The organism is Hymenobacter convexus, from assembly GCF_030580955.1.
GTDB lineage: Bacteria > Bacteroidota > Bacteroidia > Cytophagales > Hymenobacteraceae > Hymenobacter.
The window spans coordinates 271794-290149 of sequence record NZ_JAUQON010000003.1; the positions used below are offsets into that span (position 1 = coordinate 271794).

At 62.9% G+C, this 18356-nt stretch carries 13 protein-coding genes; 8 read left to right on the forward strand and 5 right to left on the reverse strand.

What is annotated here, in order from left to right:
* Positions 1-202 precede the first annotated feature (202 nt).
* Together Q4S41_RS07800 and Q4S41_RS07805 are read left to right on the forward strand one after the other, a co-directional pair.
* Positions 203-1528: a peroxiredoxin family protein gene (locus tag Q4S41_RS07800; RefSeq protein ID WP_305030544.1), complete on the forward strand. Its 1326-nt coding sequence runs from the start codon at positions 203-205 to the stop codon at positions 1526-1528.
* 143 nt (positions 1529-1671) lie between these two features.
* Positions 1672-2568 (forward strand): universal stress protein, encoded by an 897-nt coding sequence (locus tag Q4S41_RS07805; RefSeq protein WP_305030545.1) that lies wholly within the window; start codon positions 1672-1674, stop codon positions 2566-2568.
* A gap of 21 nt (positions 2569-2589) precedes the next feature.
* On the opposite strand, the gene Q4S41_RS07810 is transcribed toward Q4S41_RS07805, so the two are convergent.
* Positions 2590-3999, reverse strand: a complete 1410-nt coding sequence (locus tag Q4S41_RS07810; RefSeq protein WP_305030546.1) for a cytochrome P450 — start codon at positions 3997-3999, stop codon at positions 2590-2592.
* A gap of 151 nt (positions 4000-4150) precedes the next feature.
* Here Q4S41_RS07810 and Q4S41_RS07815 point away from each other — a divergent pair, with 151 nt between their 5' ends.
* Positions 4151-4447 (forward strand): hypothetical protein, encoded by a 297-nt coding sequence (locus Q4S41_RS07815; RefSeq protein ID WP_305030547.1) that lies wholly within the window; start codon positions 4151-4153, stop codon positions 4445-4447.
* A 201-nt stretch (positions 4448-4648) separates the two neighbouring features.
* On the opposite strand, the gene Q4S41_RS07820 is transcribed toward Q4S41_RS07815, so the two are convergent.
* Positions 4649-5656: a polyprenyl synthetase family protein gene (locus Q4S41_RS07820; RefSeq protein WP_305030548.1), complete on the reverse strand. Its 1008-nt coding sequence runs from the start codon at positions 5654-5656 to the stop codon at positions 4649-4651.
* 113 nt (positions 5657-5769) lie between these two features.
* Here Q4S41_RS07820 and Q4S41_RS07825 point away from each other — a divergent pair, with 113 nt between their 5' ends.
* The gene (locus Q4S41_RS07825; protein ID WP_305030549.1) at positions 5770-6627 is read left to right on the forward strand and encodes an alpha/beta hydrolase family protein; all 858 of its coding nucleotides are present in this window, start codon (positions 5770-5772) and stop codon (positions 6625-6627) included.
* Positions 6624-7121 (forward strand): 2-amino-4-hydroxy-6-hydroxymethyldihydropteridine diphosphokinase, encoded by a 498-nt coding sequence (gene folK / locus Q4S41_RS07830; protein ID WP_305030550.1) that lies wholly within the window; start codon positions 6624-6626, stop codon positions 7119-7121. The genes Q4S41_RS07825 and folK overlap by 4 nt, the downstream gene beginning before the upstream one ends.
* A 47-nt stretch (positions 7122-7168) precedes the next feature.
* Here the strand turns inward: folK and fabD are convergent, their stop codons facing one another.
* The 3 genes from fabD to Q4S41_RS07845 all read right to left on the reverse strand — a co-directional run bounded on the left by fabD (position 7169) and on the right by Q4S41_RS07845 (position 14345).
* Positions 7169-8053: an ACP S-malonyltransferase gene (gene fabD, locus Q4S41_RS07835; RefSeq protein WP_305030551.1), complete on the reverse strand. Its 885-nt coding sequence runs from the start codon at positions 8051-8053 to the stop codon at positions 7169-7171.
* Positions 8054-8206: 153 nt separating this feature from the next.
* Entirely contained in the window at positions 8207-11185 is a 2979-nt protein-coding gene (locus Q4S41_RS07840; protein WP_305030552.1) for a T9SS type B sorting domain-containing protein, read from the reverse strand.
* Positions 11186-11405: 220 nt separating this feature from the next.
* Positions 11406-14345: a T9SS type B sorting domain-containing protein gene (locus tag Q4S41_RS07845; protein ID WP_305030553.1), complete on the reverse strand. Its 2940-nt coding sequence runs from the start codon at positions 14343-14345 to the stop codon at positions 11406-11408.
* Positions 14346-14615: 270 nt separating this feature from the next.
* Here Q4S41_RS07845 and Q4S41_RS07850 point away from each other — a divergent pair, with 270 nt between their 5' ends.
* The 3 genes from Q4S41_RS07850 (at position 14616) to Q4S41_RS07860 (ending at position 18321) form a co-directional block, all read left to right on the forward strand.
* A complete protein-coding gene (locus Q4S41_RS07850; protein ID WP_305030554.1) occupies positions 14616-15374 on the forward strand; it encodes a succinate dehydrogenase cytochrome b subunit in 759 nt (252 codons plus the stop codon).
* Between the two features lie 100 nt (positions 15375-15474).
* Positions 15475-17409 carry a fumarate reductase/succinate dehydrogenase flavoprotein subunit gene (locus Q4S41_RS07855; RefSeq protein ID WP_305030555.1) on the forward strand — a complete coding sequence of 645 codons (1935 nt, stop codon included), beginning with the start codon at positions 15475-15477 and terminating at the stop codon, positions 17407-17409.
* Between the two features lie 156 nt (positions 17410-17565).
* The gene (locus tag Q4S41_RS07860; RefSeq protein ID WP_305011082.1) at positions 17566-18321 is read left to right on the forward strand and encodes a succinate dehydrogenase/fumarate reductase iron-sulfur subunit; all 756 of its coding nucleotides are present in this window, start codon (positions 17566-17568) and stop codon (positions 18319-18321) included.
* Positions 18322-18356: the final 35 nt, after the last annotated feature.

Below are 18356 nucleotides of genomic sequence, written 5' to 3' on the forward strand. Positions count from 1 at the left end.
CGGGAAGTTGGACCTAGCCAAAATGCGTAGATGCGGGTTTTGGATGGATTAACGTGGGTTTTGGTGGTTCCGTTCGGGCTTGGCGCGGTTCCGGGTTCCCGCAGTGGGCGCCGAGGTAGGCGCAGAGGTACGCAGTGGCAGACGGTAACCTATTGGCGCGGGTGGCGGTTGTGGAGCTTCTGTTTGCATTTTTGCGCTTACCATGAAATCAACTTCCCTTTCCCTGCTGGCCGCGGCCACGCTGGGGCTCAGCCTCGCCGGCTGCTCTTCCAATTCTTCCTCTGAAACCACGGCCGCCGCCGGCACTTCCGCCGCGGCCCCGACGCTCACGCCCGGCCCCTGGCGCGGCGTGCTGGCCACGCAAGGCCAGGAAATCCCGTTTCTATTCGAGGTAAAAACCGAGGCCGGCCGGCCGGTGGTGTACCTCATCAACAAGGGCCTGAACGGCGAGGAGCGGCTGCGCTGCGAGGAAATTTCCTCGGCTGGCGACTCCACCACCATCCGCCTGCACGCCTTCGACGCGGCGCTGGTGGTGCGCGCCGATGGCCCGAACAAGCTGAAAGGCACCTGGGTGAAATACGATACCAAAGACCCGTACCGCGTTCCGCTGACGGCCACAGCGGGCGCCCAGGAGCTGTTTCCGGCCGCGCAATCGACTGAAAAGCCGGGCAACTTTGGCGGCACCTGGCGCGCAACTTTTCAGGACGGCGACGACTCGTACCCGGCCACGGGTGTGTTCACGCAGCAAGGCAACCGCCTGATGGGCACTTTCCTCACCACCACCGGCGACTACCGCTACCTGAGCGGCCAAGTGAATGGGCAGAAAATGGCGGTGAGCACCTTCGACGGCAGCCACGCTTTCCTGTTCACGGCTCAGAACGGGCCGAAGGAGCCCGTCGACATCACCAAGCATTACGCGCCCAACACGCTGTTTGGCGACTTCTATTCCGGCAAAGCGGGCCACGAAACCTGGACGGCCGTGCCCGACCCCAAGGCCAAGCTGCCCGACGCCGACACCCTCACCTACCTCAAAAAGGGCGAAAGCCGGCTGAATTTCAAGTTTCCGAACGTTGTAGAAGGCAGCAGCATCTCCCCCACCGACGCCAAATACCGAGGCAAGGTGGTGGTGCTGCAGGTGCTGGGCTCGTGGTGCCCCAACTGCATGGACGAAACCAACTTCCTAGCGCCCTGGTACGAGAAAAACAAGCAGCGCGGCGTCGAAATCATTGGCCTGGGCTACGAGCGCAGCGGCGAATACGCCAAGTCGGCGCCCAAGCTGCGCAACATGCGCGAGCGGTTCAAGATTGGCTACGACGTGGCGTTTGCCGGCGTGTCTAACAAGGACTCGGTGGCGAAGTCCTTGCCGCAGCTGGCGAAATTCCTGGCCTTTCCCACCACCATTTTCCTCGATAAGAAGGGCAACGTGCGGAAGATTCACACGGGCTTTGCGGGGCCGGGCACAGGCAAGTATTACCAGGAAGAAATGGCCGGTTTCGAGCAAACCATCAATAAGCTGCTGAAGGAGTAGCCCAGCAAAAGATATCAGGCCGAAAGGGCTTGTTATCATTGCTTTCCGGTCAGGAAAAAGCTATATTAGGTCACATTCATCGCGGACAAGTCCGGCCACGCAGCCGGGCTTCCGCGGTGGGTGAGACCTAATTTTTTTCAGCCATGAAAAACCTGCTGGTGCCCACCGATTTTTCGCCCGAAGCCCACCACGCCTACGAGGTGGCTTTGCAGTTGGCCCGCCACACGGGCGGCACCGTGACGCTGTTGCACGTGCTGGAAGACCTCGATGAAGCCGGCGGCTTCAGCACCATGGGCAGCACCGTGAGCGGCCCGGGCATCGACGAAATCTTCCCCATCAAGCTCATGGAAGCCACCAAGCGTCGCCTGCTCACGGCCATGGCCGGGGCGGCTCCGCTGGCCCCCGACGTGCCCGTGCGCGAGGCCATCAAAACCGGCCCCATCGGCGCGGGCATTCTCAAGGCCATTCAGCGCTACCACATCGACCTAGTGGTGGCCGGGGCGCGGGGCCACGGCGCCACGGCGCACTTTTTCGTGAGCTCGAACACCGAGCGCATGATTCGGCTGGCGCCCTGCCCGGTGCTCACGGTGAAGCACCAGCAGGTGCCATTTGAGGTGCGCACCATCGTGTTTCCGTCCGATTTTTCGGAGGAAACCGCCCGGGCCATCGGGCCGCTGCGCGAAACCCTGGCGACGTTCCCCGACGCCACGCTGCACCTGCTGCACGTGGTGGGCGACCGCGACGCCTTCGCCGCCCGGCAGCGCATGGAAGCCTTTGCGGAGCTGGCCCAACTCCCCCATTACCAGATGAGCGAGGTGAACGCCGGCCGCACGGCAGCCGGCATCGAGCAATACGCCGAGCAGGTGAACGCCGATTTGGTGGTCATTCCCACGCACGCGCACTCCGGCCTGAGCAGCTTTTTCCACACCAGCATTGCCGAGGCCGTGGCCACCCACGCCTTCCCGCCGGTGCTCACCTACCATTTCAGCAGTGTGAAATCGGACGTAGCGGCCAGCACAGCCGATTACGCGCACCATTAATTTAGGTCTCCAACTAAAACGTCATGCAGCGCGCAACCGCAACGCCACCCGGAAATCGCCCTTGGGCCGCAGGGTGATGAGCGGCTGCATGGTGACGGGCGCTTGCCCGGCCACCCAGTCAACCTCGAACAGGCGCAGCAGCTCCAGCGTCACGAGCTGCATTTCGGTGAGGGCGAACTGCATGCCGATGCACAGGCGCGGCCCGCCACCGAAGGGCACGTAGGTGTTGGGCTGCACAGGGCGGGCCTGGCCGGGCGCGAAGCGGCTGGGACGAAATTCTTCGGGGTCGGGCCAGTACTTGGGGTCGTGGTGCAGGCCGTGGAAGTAGAGCGAAAATAGCGTGCCTTTGGGGATGTGCAGGCCCTGGTACTCGTCGTCGGCCAGGGCCACGCGGTCCACCATCCAGGCGGGCGGGTAGCGGCGCATGGTTTCCTGCACGGCATAAAGGGCCCGGCCCAGGCGCGGCAGGTCCTCAAAAGCGGGCGTGCGGCCGGCCAGCACGCTCTCGGCTTCGGCGCGAACGGCGGCGGCTTCCTGCGGGTGATGGGCCAGTAGGTAGGTGAGCCAGGTGAGGGCGTTGGCGCTGGTTTCGTGGCCGGCAATGAGCAGGATGAGGGCCTCGTCGAGCACGCGGTCGGGCGTCATGGGCTCGCCGGTGTCTTCGTAGCGCACGTCGAGCAGCATCTGGAGCAGGTCGGCGGGCGGGGTGGCACCGGGCCGGGCATTGTCGGCCTGGCGCTTTGCGATGAGGTTGCCCAGCAGCACCCGCAGCTCGGCGGCCAGGTCATCGTGGTACTTAAACTGGCCACGGAAGTGAAACCACGGTTTGAGGTAGGGCTGCCGGATGGAACGCACGAAAAACGCCTGAATCTCGGTGATGAGCCGGGCCAGGCGGTCCAGCTGCGCCTCTGGGAAATTGGTACTGAACACCGAGCGCGCGATGATGCGAAAGGTGAGCCGCGTCATCAGCTCGTGCACCTCTACCGTGGTGGTGCCCCCGCCGGCCTGGGCCCGAGCCGCCAGCGGCGCCAGGGTCTCGGCCGCTATTTCCTGCATCAGGCCCGTGAGGGCCGCCACCCGCTGCCGGTGGAAACCGGGCTGAATCAGCCGGCGCTGCCGCAGCCAGTCGGGCCCGTCGTTGGTGAGCAGGCCGTGGCCGATGTAGCGCGAAAATCCCCGCGTAAACTTCGATTTGGCGTAGTTGCGGTTGTTTTTCTGCAGCACGTGCTGCGTCAGGCCAGGGTCGCGGGTGAGGATGCTTTTCTCCACGCCCCCGATGTAGAGCTCCACGGTATCGCCGTAGTGCGCCAGTGTGTCGTTGAGCACCGGCAAGGGGTCTTTGGCCAGCGCAAACGAGCGCAGCAATGAGCGCCAGCGCGGCAGCCGCGGCAGGTAAAACGTAGCGGCGGCCGCTTTTTCGGATGCTTCCATGTTGGTTGTTTTCGCGGCCCACAAGGTGCCGGTTTCTCAAAAATACCACCCTGTTGCGGCTGCCTCATCTTTTTTCGCGCCGGCCGCGTAAAGCCGACACGGACCTCACAGTTCAACACCTTTCTTTTCTTTCTTCCAACACCCTTTCCCTATGTGGATTCAGCAAAACCCCAGCTCGCCCGCCCCGCTCGCCGATTTGCAAGGCCGCGCCGTCGGCCTCAAGTTTGAGTGCACCAAGTGCCACACCGAAGTCTTCACCGACCTCATCGGCGTGCCCGCCCCCAACGACCAAGCCGACTCGCCCGAGCACGCCGACAACCACGAAATCGAGGAAATCAAGTGCCCCGGCTGCGAAATGACGCACACCCTGGAAGTCGACAGCTCCTTCGATGGCGTGACGTTCAAGGTGAGTGAGGCGAAGGACGTGAGCTACCAGGTGGCGGAGTAAATGCTGTCATTGCGAGGCCGCAGGCCGTGGCAATCCGTTCTGTTCTCAGCGACTAACCTACTATTGTGACCAGCCCAGTAAAAAGCCCCGGCACTGTGCAGTGCCGAGGCTTTCTTGTAAAAGGGCGTGTCTGGTTTTGACAGGACGGATTGCTTCGCTGCGCTCGCAATGACAGGCGAAACCCGTCCCGACAGTCCAGCGCTATTTTTCCCGCTCAATCGTGTAGTTAATCAACTCTTCCAGCGACGTGCGGCTTGGCGACTCTGGAAAAGTATGCAGGATTTCCAGCGCGTCGTCGCGGTACTTCTTCATCGTGTTGATGGCGTAATCCAGCCCACCCGATTTCTTCACAAATTCAATGACCTGCTGCACCCGGTCGCGGTGACCTTCGTTGTTCTTCACGTTGAAAATCACCTTGCGCTTTTCCAGCCAGGAAGCGTGCTGTAGGGCATAAATCAGCGGCAGCGTCATCTTTTTTTCCTTGATGTCGATGCCCACCGGCTTGCCGATTTCGGCCGTGCCGTAGTCAAATAAGTCGTCCTTGATTTGAAAGGCAATGCCGACTTTTTCTCCAAATAAGCGGGCCCGCTCAATCGTCTCCTTGTCGGCCCCGACGGACGCCGCGCCCACCGCCGTGCACGAGGCAATGAGCGAAGCCGTTTTCTGCCGAATGATGTCGAAATAAACATCTTCGGTGATGTCGAGCTTGCGCGCTTTTTCGATTTGCAATAATTCGCCTTCGCTCAATTCGCGCACCGCGTTGCTGACAATCTTTAGCAGGTCGAAATCATCGTTTTCAAGCGATAATAAGAGGCCGCGCGACAGCAGGTAGTCGCCCACGAGCACGGCAATCTTGTTCTTCCACAGCGCATTGATGGAGAAGAAGCCGCGGCGGTAGTTGCTTTCGTCCACCACGTCGTCGTGCACCAGCGTGGCGGTGTGCAGCAGCTCGATGAGGGCCGCGCCGCGGAAGGAAGCATCGGGCAGCGGGGCAGTAGTGGTGGGCTCGGGACGGGCGGCGCGGGCCGTGAGAAACACGAACATGGGCCGGATTTGCTTGCCCTTGCGCTTCACGATGTAGCCCATTATCTTGTCGAGCAGCAGCACTTTGGTGCGCATCGACTGACGGAACTTGTGCTCAAACTCTTCCATTTCGGCCGCAATGGGCGCCTGAATCTGGTCGAGGGAGAAAGTGGGTTGTTGGGGCATTGCGCCGGCAATGATACGGCAGAACGGGCAAGCTGAAGGGTTTTCGACACTTAAGAATTGACGGCATTGCCGTCCTCACCCGTTCACCACCTCCCCGCCCCTACCTTCGCTATATGCTCACTCACGCTTCTTTTTTGCTCACCAATGCCGGCCACGGCCGGGCTTTTGAGGCCGATGCCACCTTTCGGGCCGATGGCGTGGCCAAGCCCGTAGTGGTTTTCGTGCACGGCTTCAAGGGGTTTAAGGACTGGGGCCACTTCCCGCTGCTGGCCGATTTCTTTGCCGAACGGGGCTTTGTGTTCGTCAAGCTCAATTTGTCGCACAACGGCATCGTGGTGGGCGGCACCGGCGATTTGGAAGATTTGGAGGCCTTCGGGCGCAACAACTTCAGCATCGAACTGGATGACATCGGGCTGGTCATCGACGCCCTTTTCGACGGTAAGTCGCCGGTGCCGGCCACCGAAATGGACCTGCAGCGCCTGGGCCTGGTAGGCCACAGCCGCGGGGGCGGCCTAGTGCTGCTCAAGGCCGCCGAAGACCCACGCGTGCGGGCCGTGGCCACCTGGGCGGCCATTGCCGAAGTGCACCCGCACTGGCCCCAGTCCATTTTTGACGAGTGGGAGCGCACCGGTATCCTGCACGTGCCCAACACCCGCACCGGCCAGCAGCTGCCCATGCACTACCAGATTGTGGAGGACTACCACCGGCACCGCCCGCGCCTCGACATTGCCCACAACGTGCGCCGCAAGCTGCGCCAGCCCCTGCTGCTGGTGCACGGCGACCAGGACGAAACCGTGCACGTGGCCGCCGCCCACACCCTGCACCAGCACAAGCCCGATGCCGAGCTGCTGCTGATACCCGACGCCACCCACATGTTCGGCGGCGCGCATCCCTGGCCCAAAAACGAGCTACCTGAACCCGCCCGTTTCGTAGCCGAGCGCACCGCCGACTTCTTCCTGCGTCACCTGTGAGCCGCCCCGCCACCGCCTACCTGCTGCTGGGCAGCAACCTTGGCAACCGGGCCGCTTTGTTGGCGTTTGCGCGCCAGGAATTGGCCGCCTCGGCCGGCAAAATAACGGCCGCTTCGGCCTTGTATGAAACCGCCGCTTGGGGCCGCGAAGACCAGCCAGCCTTTCTCAACCAGGCGCTGGCCCTACGCACGGAGCTGTCGGCCCAGGAGCTGCTGGCGCACTGCCTGGCCACCGAACAAAAGGCCGGGCGCGAACGCCTAGAACGCTGGGGCAGCCGCACGCTGGACGTGGATATTCTGCTGTTCAATGACAAAATCATTGACGAACCGAACCTGAAAGTGCCGCACCCGCGCCTGCCCGAGCGGCGCTTTGCCTTGGTGCCACTAGCCGAAATTGCGGGCGCGGCACGGCACCCGGTGCTGAAGCTGCACGTAGCCGAGTTGCTGGCGCAATGCCCCGACCTGTTAGCAGTGCGGCCCTGGCCAGCCGGTTGAACACATCAACCAGCCGGCTAGGGCCGCGCGTTTTTCATGTGCTGATGCTACCCGATGGTGGCGGTGGGCACAATCTTCTTTACCAGTCCCTGCAGCACCTTGCCGGGGCCGCACTCGATGAATTCGGTGGCGCCGTCGGCGGCCATTTGCTGTACGAGCTGCGTCCAGCGCACGGGGGCGGTGAGCTGAGCCAGCAGGTTGGCTTTGATTTCGGCGGGGTCGGTGTGCGGCCGGGCGTCCACGTTTTGGTAAACGGGGCATTTGGCGGCGTTGAAGGTGGTTTTCTCGATGGCGGCGGCCAGGGCGGCGGCGGCGCTTTGCATGAGCGGCGAGTGAAAGGCGCCGCCCACGGGCAGCGGCAGGGCGCGCTTGGCGCCGGCGGCTTTCAGAGCCTCGCAGGCTTTGGCGATGCCGGCCGTGGAGCCCGAAATCACGAGCTGGCCGGGGCAGTTGTAATTAGCGGCCACCACCACGTCGCCCGCGTCGGTGATTTCCTGGCAGATGCGCTCCACGGTGGAGTCGTCAAGGCCCAGAATGGCGGCCATGGTGCCGGGCTGCTCCTCGCAGGCGGCCTGCATGGCCTGGGCGCGGCGGGCCACCAGCGGCAGGGCATCTTCGAAGCGCAGCACACCAGCGGCCACCAGGGCCGAGAACTCGCCCAGCGAGTGGCCGGCCGTCATGCCGGGCTGCAGCTCGGGCCGGGCCACGAACTGGGCCACCGAATGCACGAAAATGGCCGGCTGCGTGACGTCGGTGCGGCGCAGGTCGTCGTCGGAACCCGAAAACATGATATCGGTAAGGCTGAAGCCGAGCAGGTCGTTGGCCTGGGTGAGCAGGGCGCGGGCGTCGAGGCTCTGGTCGAAAAGGTCGCGGGCCATGCCCGGAAACTGGCTGCCCTGGCCGGGGAAAACGATGGCGGTGGTCGAGCTCATGGGAATTGAGGGTATCTGAGGGAGGGAAAATGAATGGGGGCGCAAGCTGCAAACAAACCAGCATTGGACCCAAAAAAACGGAGCGCACCCTGAGGTCCGCTCCGTTTGAAATGTCACCTTGTCAAAGCCTTGGCGGGCTGGCCTCCAGGGCCATTACCGCACGATTTCGACCCAGCCCTTGTAAGTCCGCTTGGTGCCGTTCAAATCGGCAAACTCGACCTCGGCCAAGTAGAAATAGATGCCATCGGCCACTTTGCTGCCGCGGGCGCCGGGGGTATCGCCGGCCAGGGGCCCGCCGCCGTCCCAGTTGATGAGCACGGGGTCGGAGGCGGTGGTGGTGTTCTCGAAAACCTTGCGGCCCCAGCGGTTGAACGCCTGGAAGTGCACGCTGCGCACCGGCGAGTTGTTGCGGGGCTTGAACACCGTGTTCAGGCCGTCGCCGTTGGGCGTGAAGATGTTGGGCAGCGAAAAAAACAGGCAGTTGGACTGGCAGGCCACATTGCTCGTGTCGCTCACGCCGCCGCCGCTGCCCACGGCCTGCACCGCGTAGCAGCCGCCCAGGTTCGGCAGGTTGCTGTGGGTGAAGCTGGTTTGCGAGGTGGTGGTAAGCAGGGAGAAGGGGCCGGCGGGGCCTTCGCGGTAGTACAGGCGGTAGCTGACCCCGCTGGCGTTGCAGCCGGTGGGGGCATTGCTCAGCGTCCAGCTCAGGCGGTTGGTGTAGGTCTGGCTGCTGCCCGACAGTTGGGGCTGGGCCGCCAAGCTGTCGCAGTTCACCGTTTGCAGGGACAATACCGGCGTGCAGGGCGGCGCAATCAGCTGGCGGCACTGCTCCTGGCTTTTGTTGAGCAACGAACTCAGGTAGCCGGTGGGCACGTAGCGGCCCTCGGTGCGCACGTAGTAGCAGTAGTTCTGGCCTGTCACCAGCGTCGCGCTATTATCGACGTAAGAGCCGCCCGTGGTTCCGGTCGGGGCCGTCGCAATTTGCACGAACTGGCTCCCCGGCGTATCGGCGCGGCGGTAGATGGTTACGGGCCGGGCGGTGTTGTCCCAAGGCACGTTGTAGCTCCAGCGCACATTGAACGACGTGGGCGGGTTGCCGGCCACCACCGTGGTGCGCACGCTGCTGGCCGGAATGCCGGTTTCGGTCACGCTGGCCTGGCCGTTGGTGAAGGTGCGCACAAAATCGAGCCGATACGTGTACTGCCTGTCCAGGGTATTGAGGCCGGTGTCGACAAACGACGTATCGTTGAACGAGGTGAAGGTCCGCACCGTGGTGAACGTCGTCGGACTCTGGCCCTCCCCGCGCGACAGCACGTAGCTGGGCGTGCCATCGAACGCCACGCCCGTGGTGGGGCGCGGCGTGGTCCAGCGCACGGCTATCTGGCCGGCGGTGGCGCTGGTCACGTCCACATCCACGTTCTTCAGCTGCGCCGAGCGGCCGGCAAACGTAGCGCACGCCTCGGCCGAAGCCAGGCTGGCCCCGCCCGCCGGCAGCGGAAACTCGGCGTAGATGCGGTAGCAGTACGTGAAGCCCCGGGCCAAGCCGCGGGCCGTGCCGCTGGCATCGAGGTTTTCGTCGGTGAAAGTGGTGGCGTTGGGGGCCACCGAACCAATGCGGACATAGCCCGACGAGGCCGGAATGCCCGTTTCGCAGGCACCCGGCGCCGGGCCCGGGCCCACCTTCCGGTAGATGTAGATAATGCTGGCATTGGTGCAGGTGTAAGGGCTCCAGTTGAGCACTGTGCGGTTCAGCCCCGTGCCGTTGACGCCGGCCGTGGCGGTCAGGTTTTGGGGCGCCGGCCCTACCACCGTAATGCGCCACACCTGCTCATCAATCAGCGGCTGGTTGGCCGGGGTGGTGGTGGTAGTGCCCGAGCCCGGCGGCGTGTCCTGGGCTTTAAACACCACCAAGTAGGGCAAGCGGGCCACGTTGCTGCACTGGGTTTGCCAAGTGAATGTGCCCCGCGCGGTGGGCGGCCCCTGGGTGCTCTGCACAAAGGTAGCCGGCGGCCTGACGCCCGAATAAGCAAAAAGCGTAACCGGCGTCTGGGCCGCGCTGCCCGGCCCAATGCCGTCGGCGGCCGTGACCACGCCGGTAATTGATTGGCCCGCCACCACGCAGATGTCGGCCGGAATGGTCAGGTTCGGCCGCAGGTTGTTGGTGGGCACGATGATAATCTGCATGTCGCGAATGACCAGGCCAATCTGGCGGCGGCCCAGCGGCGTGCGGCGCCATTCCTCCACTTCGAAGGCCACGTTGTAGGTGCCAGCCTGCCCGGGAGCGTTCCAGGTAATCTGGCCGGTGAAGGGGTCCTGCACGAAAATGGGCGCAAGGTTGCCTGTGCCCGTGCTCGACGGCACGCCGTTGTAGGGCACCTGTACAGCGCCCGCGGCCAGACCCGGGTCGGCCGGGAAGCGAAAGTTGGGCACCACCACTGAAATGGGGGTGTTGTTGCCCGTAGTTCCCGGACAGGGCAGCCCCACAATGTCCTGGGCCAGCAGGCTCACCTTCTGGCTGGGCCGCAGGTGGTAGGCCAGCGAGTCGCCGTCGGCGTCGTAGCCCCCGGGGTTGTGCAGAAATACCTGGTTGATACCGCCTTTGTCCACGGCGGGCGAGGTCAGCACCGGCGAGTGGTTCAAGCCCAGGGCGGGGTCGATGGTAACGGTAGTGCTGATAAAAAACGACTGGGCGCCCGAATTATCCATGTTCAACACCCCCGCCACGCGGTTTTCGCCGGTGTAGCTCACCGTGTAGCTACCGGTCGCGGGATAAGTGTGCTCAAACACGTACACATTCAGGCCGGTATCCGGCACCAGTGGAATGGGCTGACGCCCGCCCACGCGGTCAACGCCCAGGTAACAGCTGGAGGTGCCGTCGCCGAAAAAGATGGTCACCTGCCGCTCATCCACCGGCTGCTGGGTACCGTTGGGCAGCGTGGTGGTGTAGAGTATCATCTTGAAGAAGATGCGGCGCGGGTTGCGGCCCGCCGTGGTGTCCACTTTGGCTTGAATGTCGCCGGCCCGGATGTGGCTGGCGTGCGCCACTTCCGGCCGCAGCCCCGCCCCCACCACCAACACCAACGAAACCGCCCAGGCCCAAGCCCTGGCACGAAGGAGAAAAGATTCTATCATAATTATTTTGAAAAACAGCAACCAGCGCCGCTCCCCCCGTGCGGGGCAGGCTTCGACTAGCAACTCTGCTGAACGCACGAGGTTTTGAAGTAAGTACGGAAAGTGAAGCCGGTTTGCCTGCGCAAACGCGTTATTTTTCCCCCCTTTTCTTGCCCACACAAATTAAGCCGAAAAGGCCGCCCCTTTCGGAACGGCCTTTCTTTTTAACTCGCTTTTAAGGCTAGCGAATGATTTCAACCCAGCCTTTATACGTCCGCTTCGTGTTGTTGAAATCGGCAAACTCCACTTCGGCCAGATAGTAGTACACGCCATCGGCGGTGGTTTTGCCCGAGCTGGTGGCCGCCTCCCCCACCGGCCCGCCGCCGTCCCAGTTGATGAGCACGGGGTCGCTGGCGGTGGTGGTGTTTTCAAATACTTTCACGCCCCAGCGGTTGAAGGCCTGGAAGTGCACCCGCCGCACCGGCGAGTTATTTTTGGGCCGGAACACCGCGTTCTGGTTGTCGCCGTTGGGCGTGAACACGTTGGGCAGGATGAAGAACAGGCAATTGTCCTGGCAAGCCACGTTGCTCGTGTCGCTCAGCACCCCACCCGTGCCCACGGCCTGCACTGCGTAGCAGCCGCCATTAGAGGCCAAATCGCTGTGCACGAAGCTGGGCTGCGTAGTGGTGCCCAGGAAGGCGAAGGGCCCCGTGGGCGTGGGCCGGTAATACACGCGGTAGCCCGTCACGGTGGCATCGCAGCCGGTGGGCGTGTCGGTCAGCGTCCAGCTTAAGCGGTTGGTATACCGGTCGTTGGGCGTGGGGTACTGTGGCCGGGCGGCCAGCTCATCGCAGTTGGTGGGTTCGAGCGTCAGCTTGGGCGTGCAGGGCGGGCTGCGCAGTTCCAGGCAACGCACCTGGCTGCGGTTTTGCAGCGAGTTCAGGTAGGCAATGCCGGGGTATTGGCCATCGGTTTGCACGTAGTAGCAGTAGGTCTGGCCCTTCACCAGCGTGGGGTCGCTGTCGGTATAGGTGCCGCCGGTGGCCGTGGTCGGGGCCGTGCCGATGCGGGCAAAAGCGCCCGTGCTGCCCGTGCGGCGGAAGACGATGGCCGGGCGGGTGGCGTTGTCCCACGGCACATTGTAGGTCCAGCTTACGCGCACGGCCGTGGCCGCGGCACTGGTGGGCACGGCGCTGGTGCGCACACTACTGGCCGTGGGCGAAGCTTCCCGAACCGGTGCCCGGGAATCGCCGGGGGCGAAGGTGCGCACAAACTCCAGCTTATAAGTGTACTGCAGGTCTTGGGTATTGATTTGCGTGTCGGTGTAGCACGTATCGGCCAGCGAACTGAGCGTGGCGATGGGCGTGAACGTGGTCGGCGTCAGGCCCTCCCCGCGCGACAGCACGTAGCTGGGCGTGCCCTCGAAGGGGATGCCGCCGGCGGCGCGCGGGCGCGTCCAGCACACCTGCATCTGGCCGGTGGTCACGCCAGTGTTTTCCACGTCTACCTTCACAATTCTGGCCGCATTGCCCTGAAACGACACGCAGGCCTCCTGCGAGGCAATGCTGGCCCCACCTGCTGGCAAAGGGAATTCGGCATAGATGCGGTAGCAATACGTCTGGCCGCGGTCGAGGCCCTGGGCCACGCCGTTAGCATCCAGGTTGCTATCGGTGAAGGTGGTCGCATTGGCCGCCACAGCCCCGATGCGGGTGTATCCGGCCGAGGCGGGAATGCCCGTGTCGCAAGGCCCGGGCACGAAGCTCGACGAGTTCACCTTGCGGTAGATGTAAATCTGGGAGGCATTGGTGCAGATGTAGGGGTTCCACGTCAGCACGGCGCTGGCCACAGTGCCGGCGGCGGGCACGGCGCGCAGGTTTTGCGGGGCCGGGCCCACCACCGTGATGCGCCAGGGCTTCTCGTCAATCAGCGGCACCGTGGGTGCCGATGGCGAATCCTGCGCCTTAAACACCACCAGGTACGGCTGCCGGGCCACGTTGCTGCAGTCCGTTTGCCAGGTGAAGGTGCCCTGGGCCTGCGGTGGCCCGGTCTGCGACTGCCGGAACGTAGCCGGCGGGATGACGCCCGAATAGGCAAACAACGAAATCGGGGTTTGCTGGGCGCCGCCCGTCGCGTCGTCCACGGCCGTCACGTTGCCGGTCACCGTGGCGCCGGCCACCACGCAAATGTCGGCCGGTACCGTGATGATGGGGCGCAGGTTGTTGGAGGCCGTCACAATAATCTGCATGTCACGGATGACCAGGCCAATCCGGCGGCGGCCCAGCGGCGTGCGGCGCCATTCCTCCACTTCGAAGGCCACGTTGTAAAAGCCCAGCGCCACCGGCGCATTCCAGGTAATCTGGCCCGTGAAAGCATCCTGCACGAAAATGGCGGGTGCGCCCGGCGCCCCCGGCGGCACGCCATTGTAAGCCACCTGCACCGGCGGGTTGGCCGGGCCGGTGATGCTCGGGTCGTTCGGATAAACAAAGCCTGCTACCGACACCGGGGCGGGGGTATTGTTGCCCGTGCCGACGCAGGGGGGGCCCTGCGTGCCCACAATGCCCAGCGGCACCATCTGGCTGGGGCGCAGGTGAAAGGCCAGCGAGTCGCCGTCGGCATCGTAAGCCCCCGGGTTGTGCAGGTACACCTGGCGGAGCCCAGCCTTGTCGACGGCCGGTGCCGTGAGGATGGGCGAACGGTTGCGGCCCAGGGCGGGGTCAATCGTAATCAGGGTGCTGATGTAGAAGTTCGTGTTGACGGAGTTCACCATGTTCAACACGCCCGGGTTGCGGTTCTCGCCAATGTAGCTCACCGTGAAGCTGCCCGACGATGGGTAGGTGTGGTCGAAATAATAAATGTTGGCGCTCGTATCAGAATTACCGGGAATGGCGCGGCGGCCCCCAAAGCGCGGTATGCCGGGAGGGCAGCTCGACGTGCCATCGCCGTAGAAGACCGTGGCAAAGTCGGCCGGCACGGTCGAGCTGTTGTCGGTGTAGAGAATCATCTTGAAAAAGACGCGCCGCGGATTGTTGGTCACCGTGTCCGGCCGGGCCTGAATGTCGCCGGCCCGCAAGTGGGTGGCCCACGCCGCATCCGGCCGCGCGCCCAGCCCCGCGGCAACGACCATCAGCAGCAGCGCCGTTCGCGCCCACGCCCCTACCCGAAGTGGAAAAAACTGTGTCATACAAACTTGATTAACAAAAGAAAACAGCTTGGGCAAGGGCCTCACGGCTGCAGCCGCGCCCCTGGGCCAGGTAAGTTAGTCAAACTATAATGGCCGCGCCCGTGCGTGTGTAAACGATGCCGGCGGCGGATAGATTCACCACGCCGGCTATAGTTTATTCAATCTCCTTTGGCAGGCAAGTAAACTACGCGTCCGTTGCCCGGTTAGCGAGTGGGGGCTACCTTTGAGCCCTCAAAACACACCCTCCCACGTTCCAAGTTTGGCTACTTTATGAGTTGGATAACTAAAACATTCACCAGCAGCATCGGCCGAAAGATTATCATGTCCCTCTCGGGCTTGTTTCTGTGCACTTTCCTGGTGGTTCACCTCATTGGCAACCTGCAGCTTTTCAAGCACGACGGAGGCGCGGCCTTTAATACCTACTCGCACTTCATGGGCACCAACCCCATCATTCGCACCATCGAGTGGGGTTTGGTGCTGGGTTTTGGCTTCCACATTTACGAAGCTCTGATGCTGACGCGCCGCAACAAAGCCGCCCGCGGCAGCCAGGGCTACGTGAGCAACCACTCTGAGCAAAACTCGGAATGGACCTCGCGCAACATGGGCATCCTGGGCACCATTATCCTGATTTTCCTGCTGGTGCACCTCTACAACTTCTTCTGGCGCGCCCGTTTCGCCGGCGACATCCCCAAGATGGGCGGTGCCGACCCGCTGACGCGCGACTACGACAACCTCTACATGGCCGTGGTCGATTCGTTCCACATCTGGTGGTACGTGCTGCTCTACGTGGCCGCCCAAATCAGCCTCGGCTACCACCTGTGGCACGGCTTCCGCTCCGGCTTCCAGACGCTGGGCCTGAACCACCGCAAGTACACTCCGGCCATTAAGTACATCGGCTACGCCTTTGCCGTGCTGGTTTCGGCCGGTTTCGCGTCCATGCCGCTCTACTTCTTCCTGTTCACCAACGCGCAGGGCGAATTGGCTGCCAATGCTCCGGCCGTGCTACAAAGCGTAGCCGCCGCTTTCTAATTTTCATTTGCTGACGCGCAGGAAAACTATCGACCGCGCCTAACACCCGGCGCGTTCAACTGTTTACTTGCTGAATATCACTCCCTCACTCCGTCGCTTTATGCAGTTGGATTCCAAAATTCCCGAAGGCCCTCTCGCCGAAAAGTGGGAGAAGCACAAGTTCAACGTCAAGCTCGTGAACCCCGCCAATAAGCGGAAATACGACGTGATTGTGGTCGGCACGGGCCTGGCCGGTGGCGCCGCCGCCGCTTCGCTCGCCGAGCTGGGCTATAACGTGAAGGCCTTTACCTACCACGACTCGCCCCGACGCGCGCACTCCATCGCCGCGCAGGGCGGCATCAACGCCGCTAAAAATTACCAAAACGACGGCGACTCCGTATTCCGTCTGTTCTACGACACCATCAAGGGCGGCGACTACCGCGCCCGCGAAGCCAACGTGTACCGCCTGGCCCAGGTGTCGGTGAATATCATCGACCAGTGCGTGGCCCAGGGCGTACCCTTCGCCCGCGAATACGGCGGCCTGCTGGCCAACCGCTCCTTCGGCGGGGCCCAGGTGAGCCGCACGTTCTATGCCCGCGGCCAGACCGGACAGCAGCTCCTGCTGGGCGCCTACTCGGCCCTGAGCCGCCAGATTGCCTACGGCAAAGTGAAGATGTACACCCGCTCCGAGATGCTCGACGTGGTGGTAATCGACGGTCAGGCCCGCGGCATCGTGACGCGCAACCTGATTACCGGCGAGATTGAAACCCACTCGGCTCACGCCGTGGTATTGGCTACCGGTGGTTATGGCAACGTGTTCTACCTGAGCACTAATGCCATGTACTGCAACGTGACGGCCGCTTGGCGCGCCCACAAAAAAGGCGCCTACTTCGCCAACCCCTGCTTCACCCAGATTCACCCCACCTGCATCCCCGTCAGCGGAGACTATCAGTCGAAGCTCACGCTGATGTCGGAATCGCTCCGCAACGACGGCCGCGTGTGGGTACCCAAAACGGTGGAAATGGCTGAGCGCGTGCGCAAAGGCGAAATCAAGCCCCAGGACATTGCCGAAGACGACCGCGACTACTTCCTGGAGCGCAAGTACCCCGCGTTCGGCAACCTCGTACCGCGTGACGTGGCCTCGCGCAACGCCAAAATGATGTGCGACGAAGGTCGTGGCGTGGGCAGCACCGGCTTGGCCGTGTACCTCGATTTCTCGGAAATCATTAAGCGCACGGGCGCCGACGCGGTGAGCCAGAAGTACGGCAACCTGTTTGCCATGTACGAGAAAATTACCGACGAGGACCCCTACAAGCAGCCGATGCGGATTTATCCGGCGGTGCACTACACCATGGGCGGCCTGTGGGTGGACTACAACCTGCAAACCACTGTGCCCGGCCTCTACGCCACTGGCGAGTGCAACTTCTCCGACCACGGCGCCAACCGCCTCGGCGCCTCGGCCCTGATGCAGGGCCTGGCCGATGGCTACTTCGTAATCCCCTACACTATTGGCGATTACCTGGCCCAGACGCCGCCCAAGCCGGTGAGCACCGACCACCCCGCTTTCGCCGAGGCGAAGGCTGGTGTGCAGGCCCGCACCGAGCAGCTGCTCAGCATCAAAGGCAACCGCACCCCCGATGATTTCCACAAAATCCTCGGCCACATCATGTGGGAGTATTGCGGCATGGCCCGCACCGCTGAGGGCCTGACCCACGCCAAGGCCGAGATTCAGAAGTTGAAGAAAGACTTCTGGAGCGACGTGAAAGTGGTGGGCTCCGGCGAAGAAATGAACCAAGCGCTGGAAAAAGCCGGCCGCGTGGCTGACTTCATCGAGCTCGGCGAGCTGATGGTGGACGACGCCCTGAACCGCAACGAGAGCTGCGGCGGCCACTTCCGCGAAGAGTACCAGACCCCCGAGGGCGAGGCCCTGCGCGACGACGAAAACTACGCCTACGTAGCCGCCTGGGAGTATCAGGGTGAAAACCAGCCTGAGAAGCTCAACAAGGAAGAATTAACCTTCGAAAACGTGAAGCTGACCCAGCGCAGCTACAAGTAATAATCTGTCATCCTGAGCGCAGCGAAGGACCTTATCACGCGCGCATCAATTAAGTTACTAACCCAACGAGTACCAGCGTGATAAGGTCCTTCGCTGCGCTCAGGATGACAAACGACAAATAAGAAAATGGCCGGTTCCAACCCCAACGCTAAACCGATGAACCTGACCCTGAAAGTGTGGCGGCAGCCCAACCGCCAGGCCCAGGGGAAAATTGTGGATTATCAGGTAAAGGACATTTCGCCCGATATGTCCTTCCTGGAAATGCTCGACGTGCTGAACGAGGACCTGCTGCGCGGCGGCCAGGACCCGGTGGCCTTCGACCACGACTGCCGCGAGGGCATCTGCGGTTCGTGCGACTTGTTCATCAACGGCCGCTCGCACGGCCCGGAGAAGGGCACCACCACCTGCCAGCTGCACATGCGCAAGTTCTCGGATGGCGACACCATCACCATCGAGCCCTGGCGCGCGTCCTCCTTCCCGGTGAACAAGGACTTGAGCGTAGACCGCTCGGCGTTCGACCGCATCATTCAGGCCGGCGGCTACGTGAGCGTGAACACCGGCGGCGCGCCCGACGGCAACGAGATTCCGATTCCGAAGGAAATTTCGGACCGGGCTTTCGAGGCGGCTACCTGCATTGGCTGCGGCGCCTGCGTGGCAGCTTGCAAAAATGCGTCGGCCATGCTGTTCGTGTCGGCCAAGGTGTCGCAGCTTGCGCTGCTGCCCCAGGGCCAGGTGGAGCGCAAAACCCGCGTCGAAAACATGGTGGCCCAGATGGACAAGGAAGGCTTCGGCGCCTGCACCAACATCGGCTCGTGCGCGGCCGAGTGCCCGGTGGGCATCTCGCTCGAAAACATTGCCATTCTGAACCGCGAGTTCCTGGCAGCTAAAGCTTCTTCGAACAACCTGGCATAAGCTGGTTGAATCAGCAGGTTGAGAAAGCGCGATGG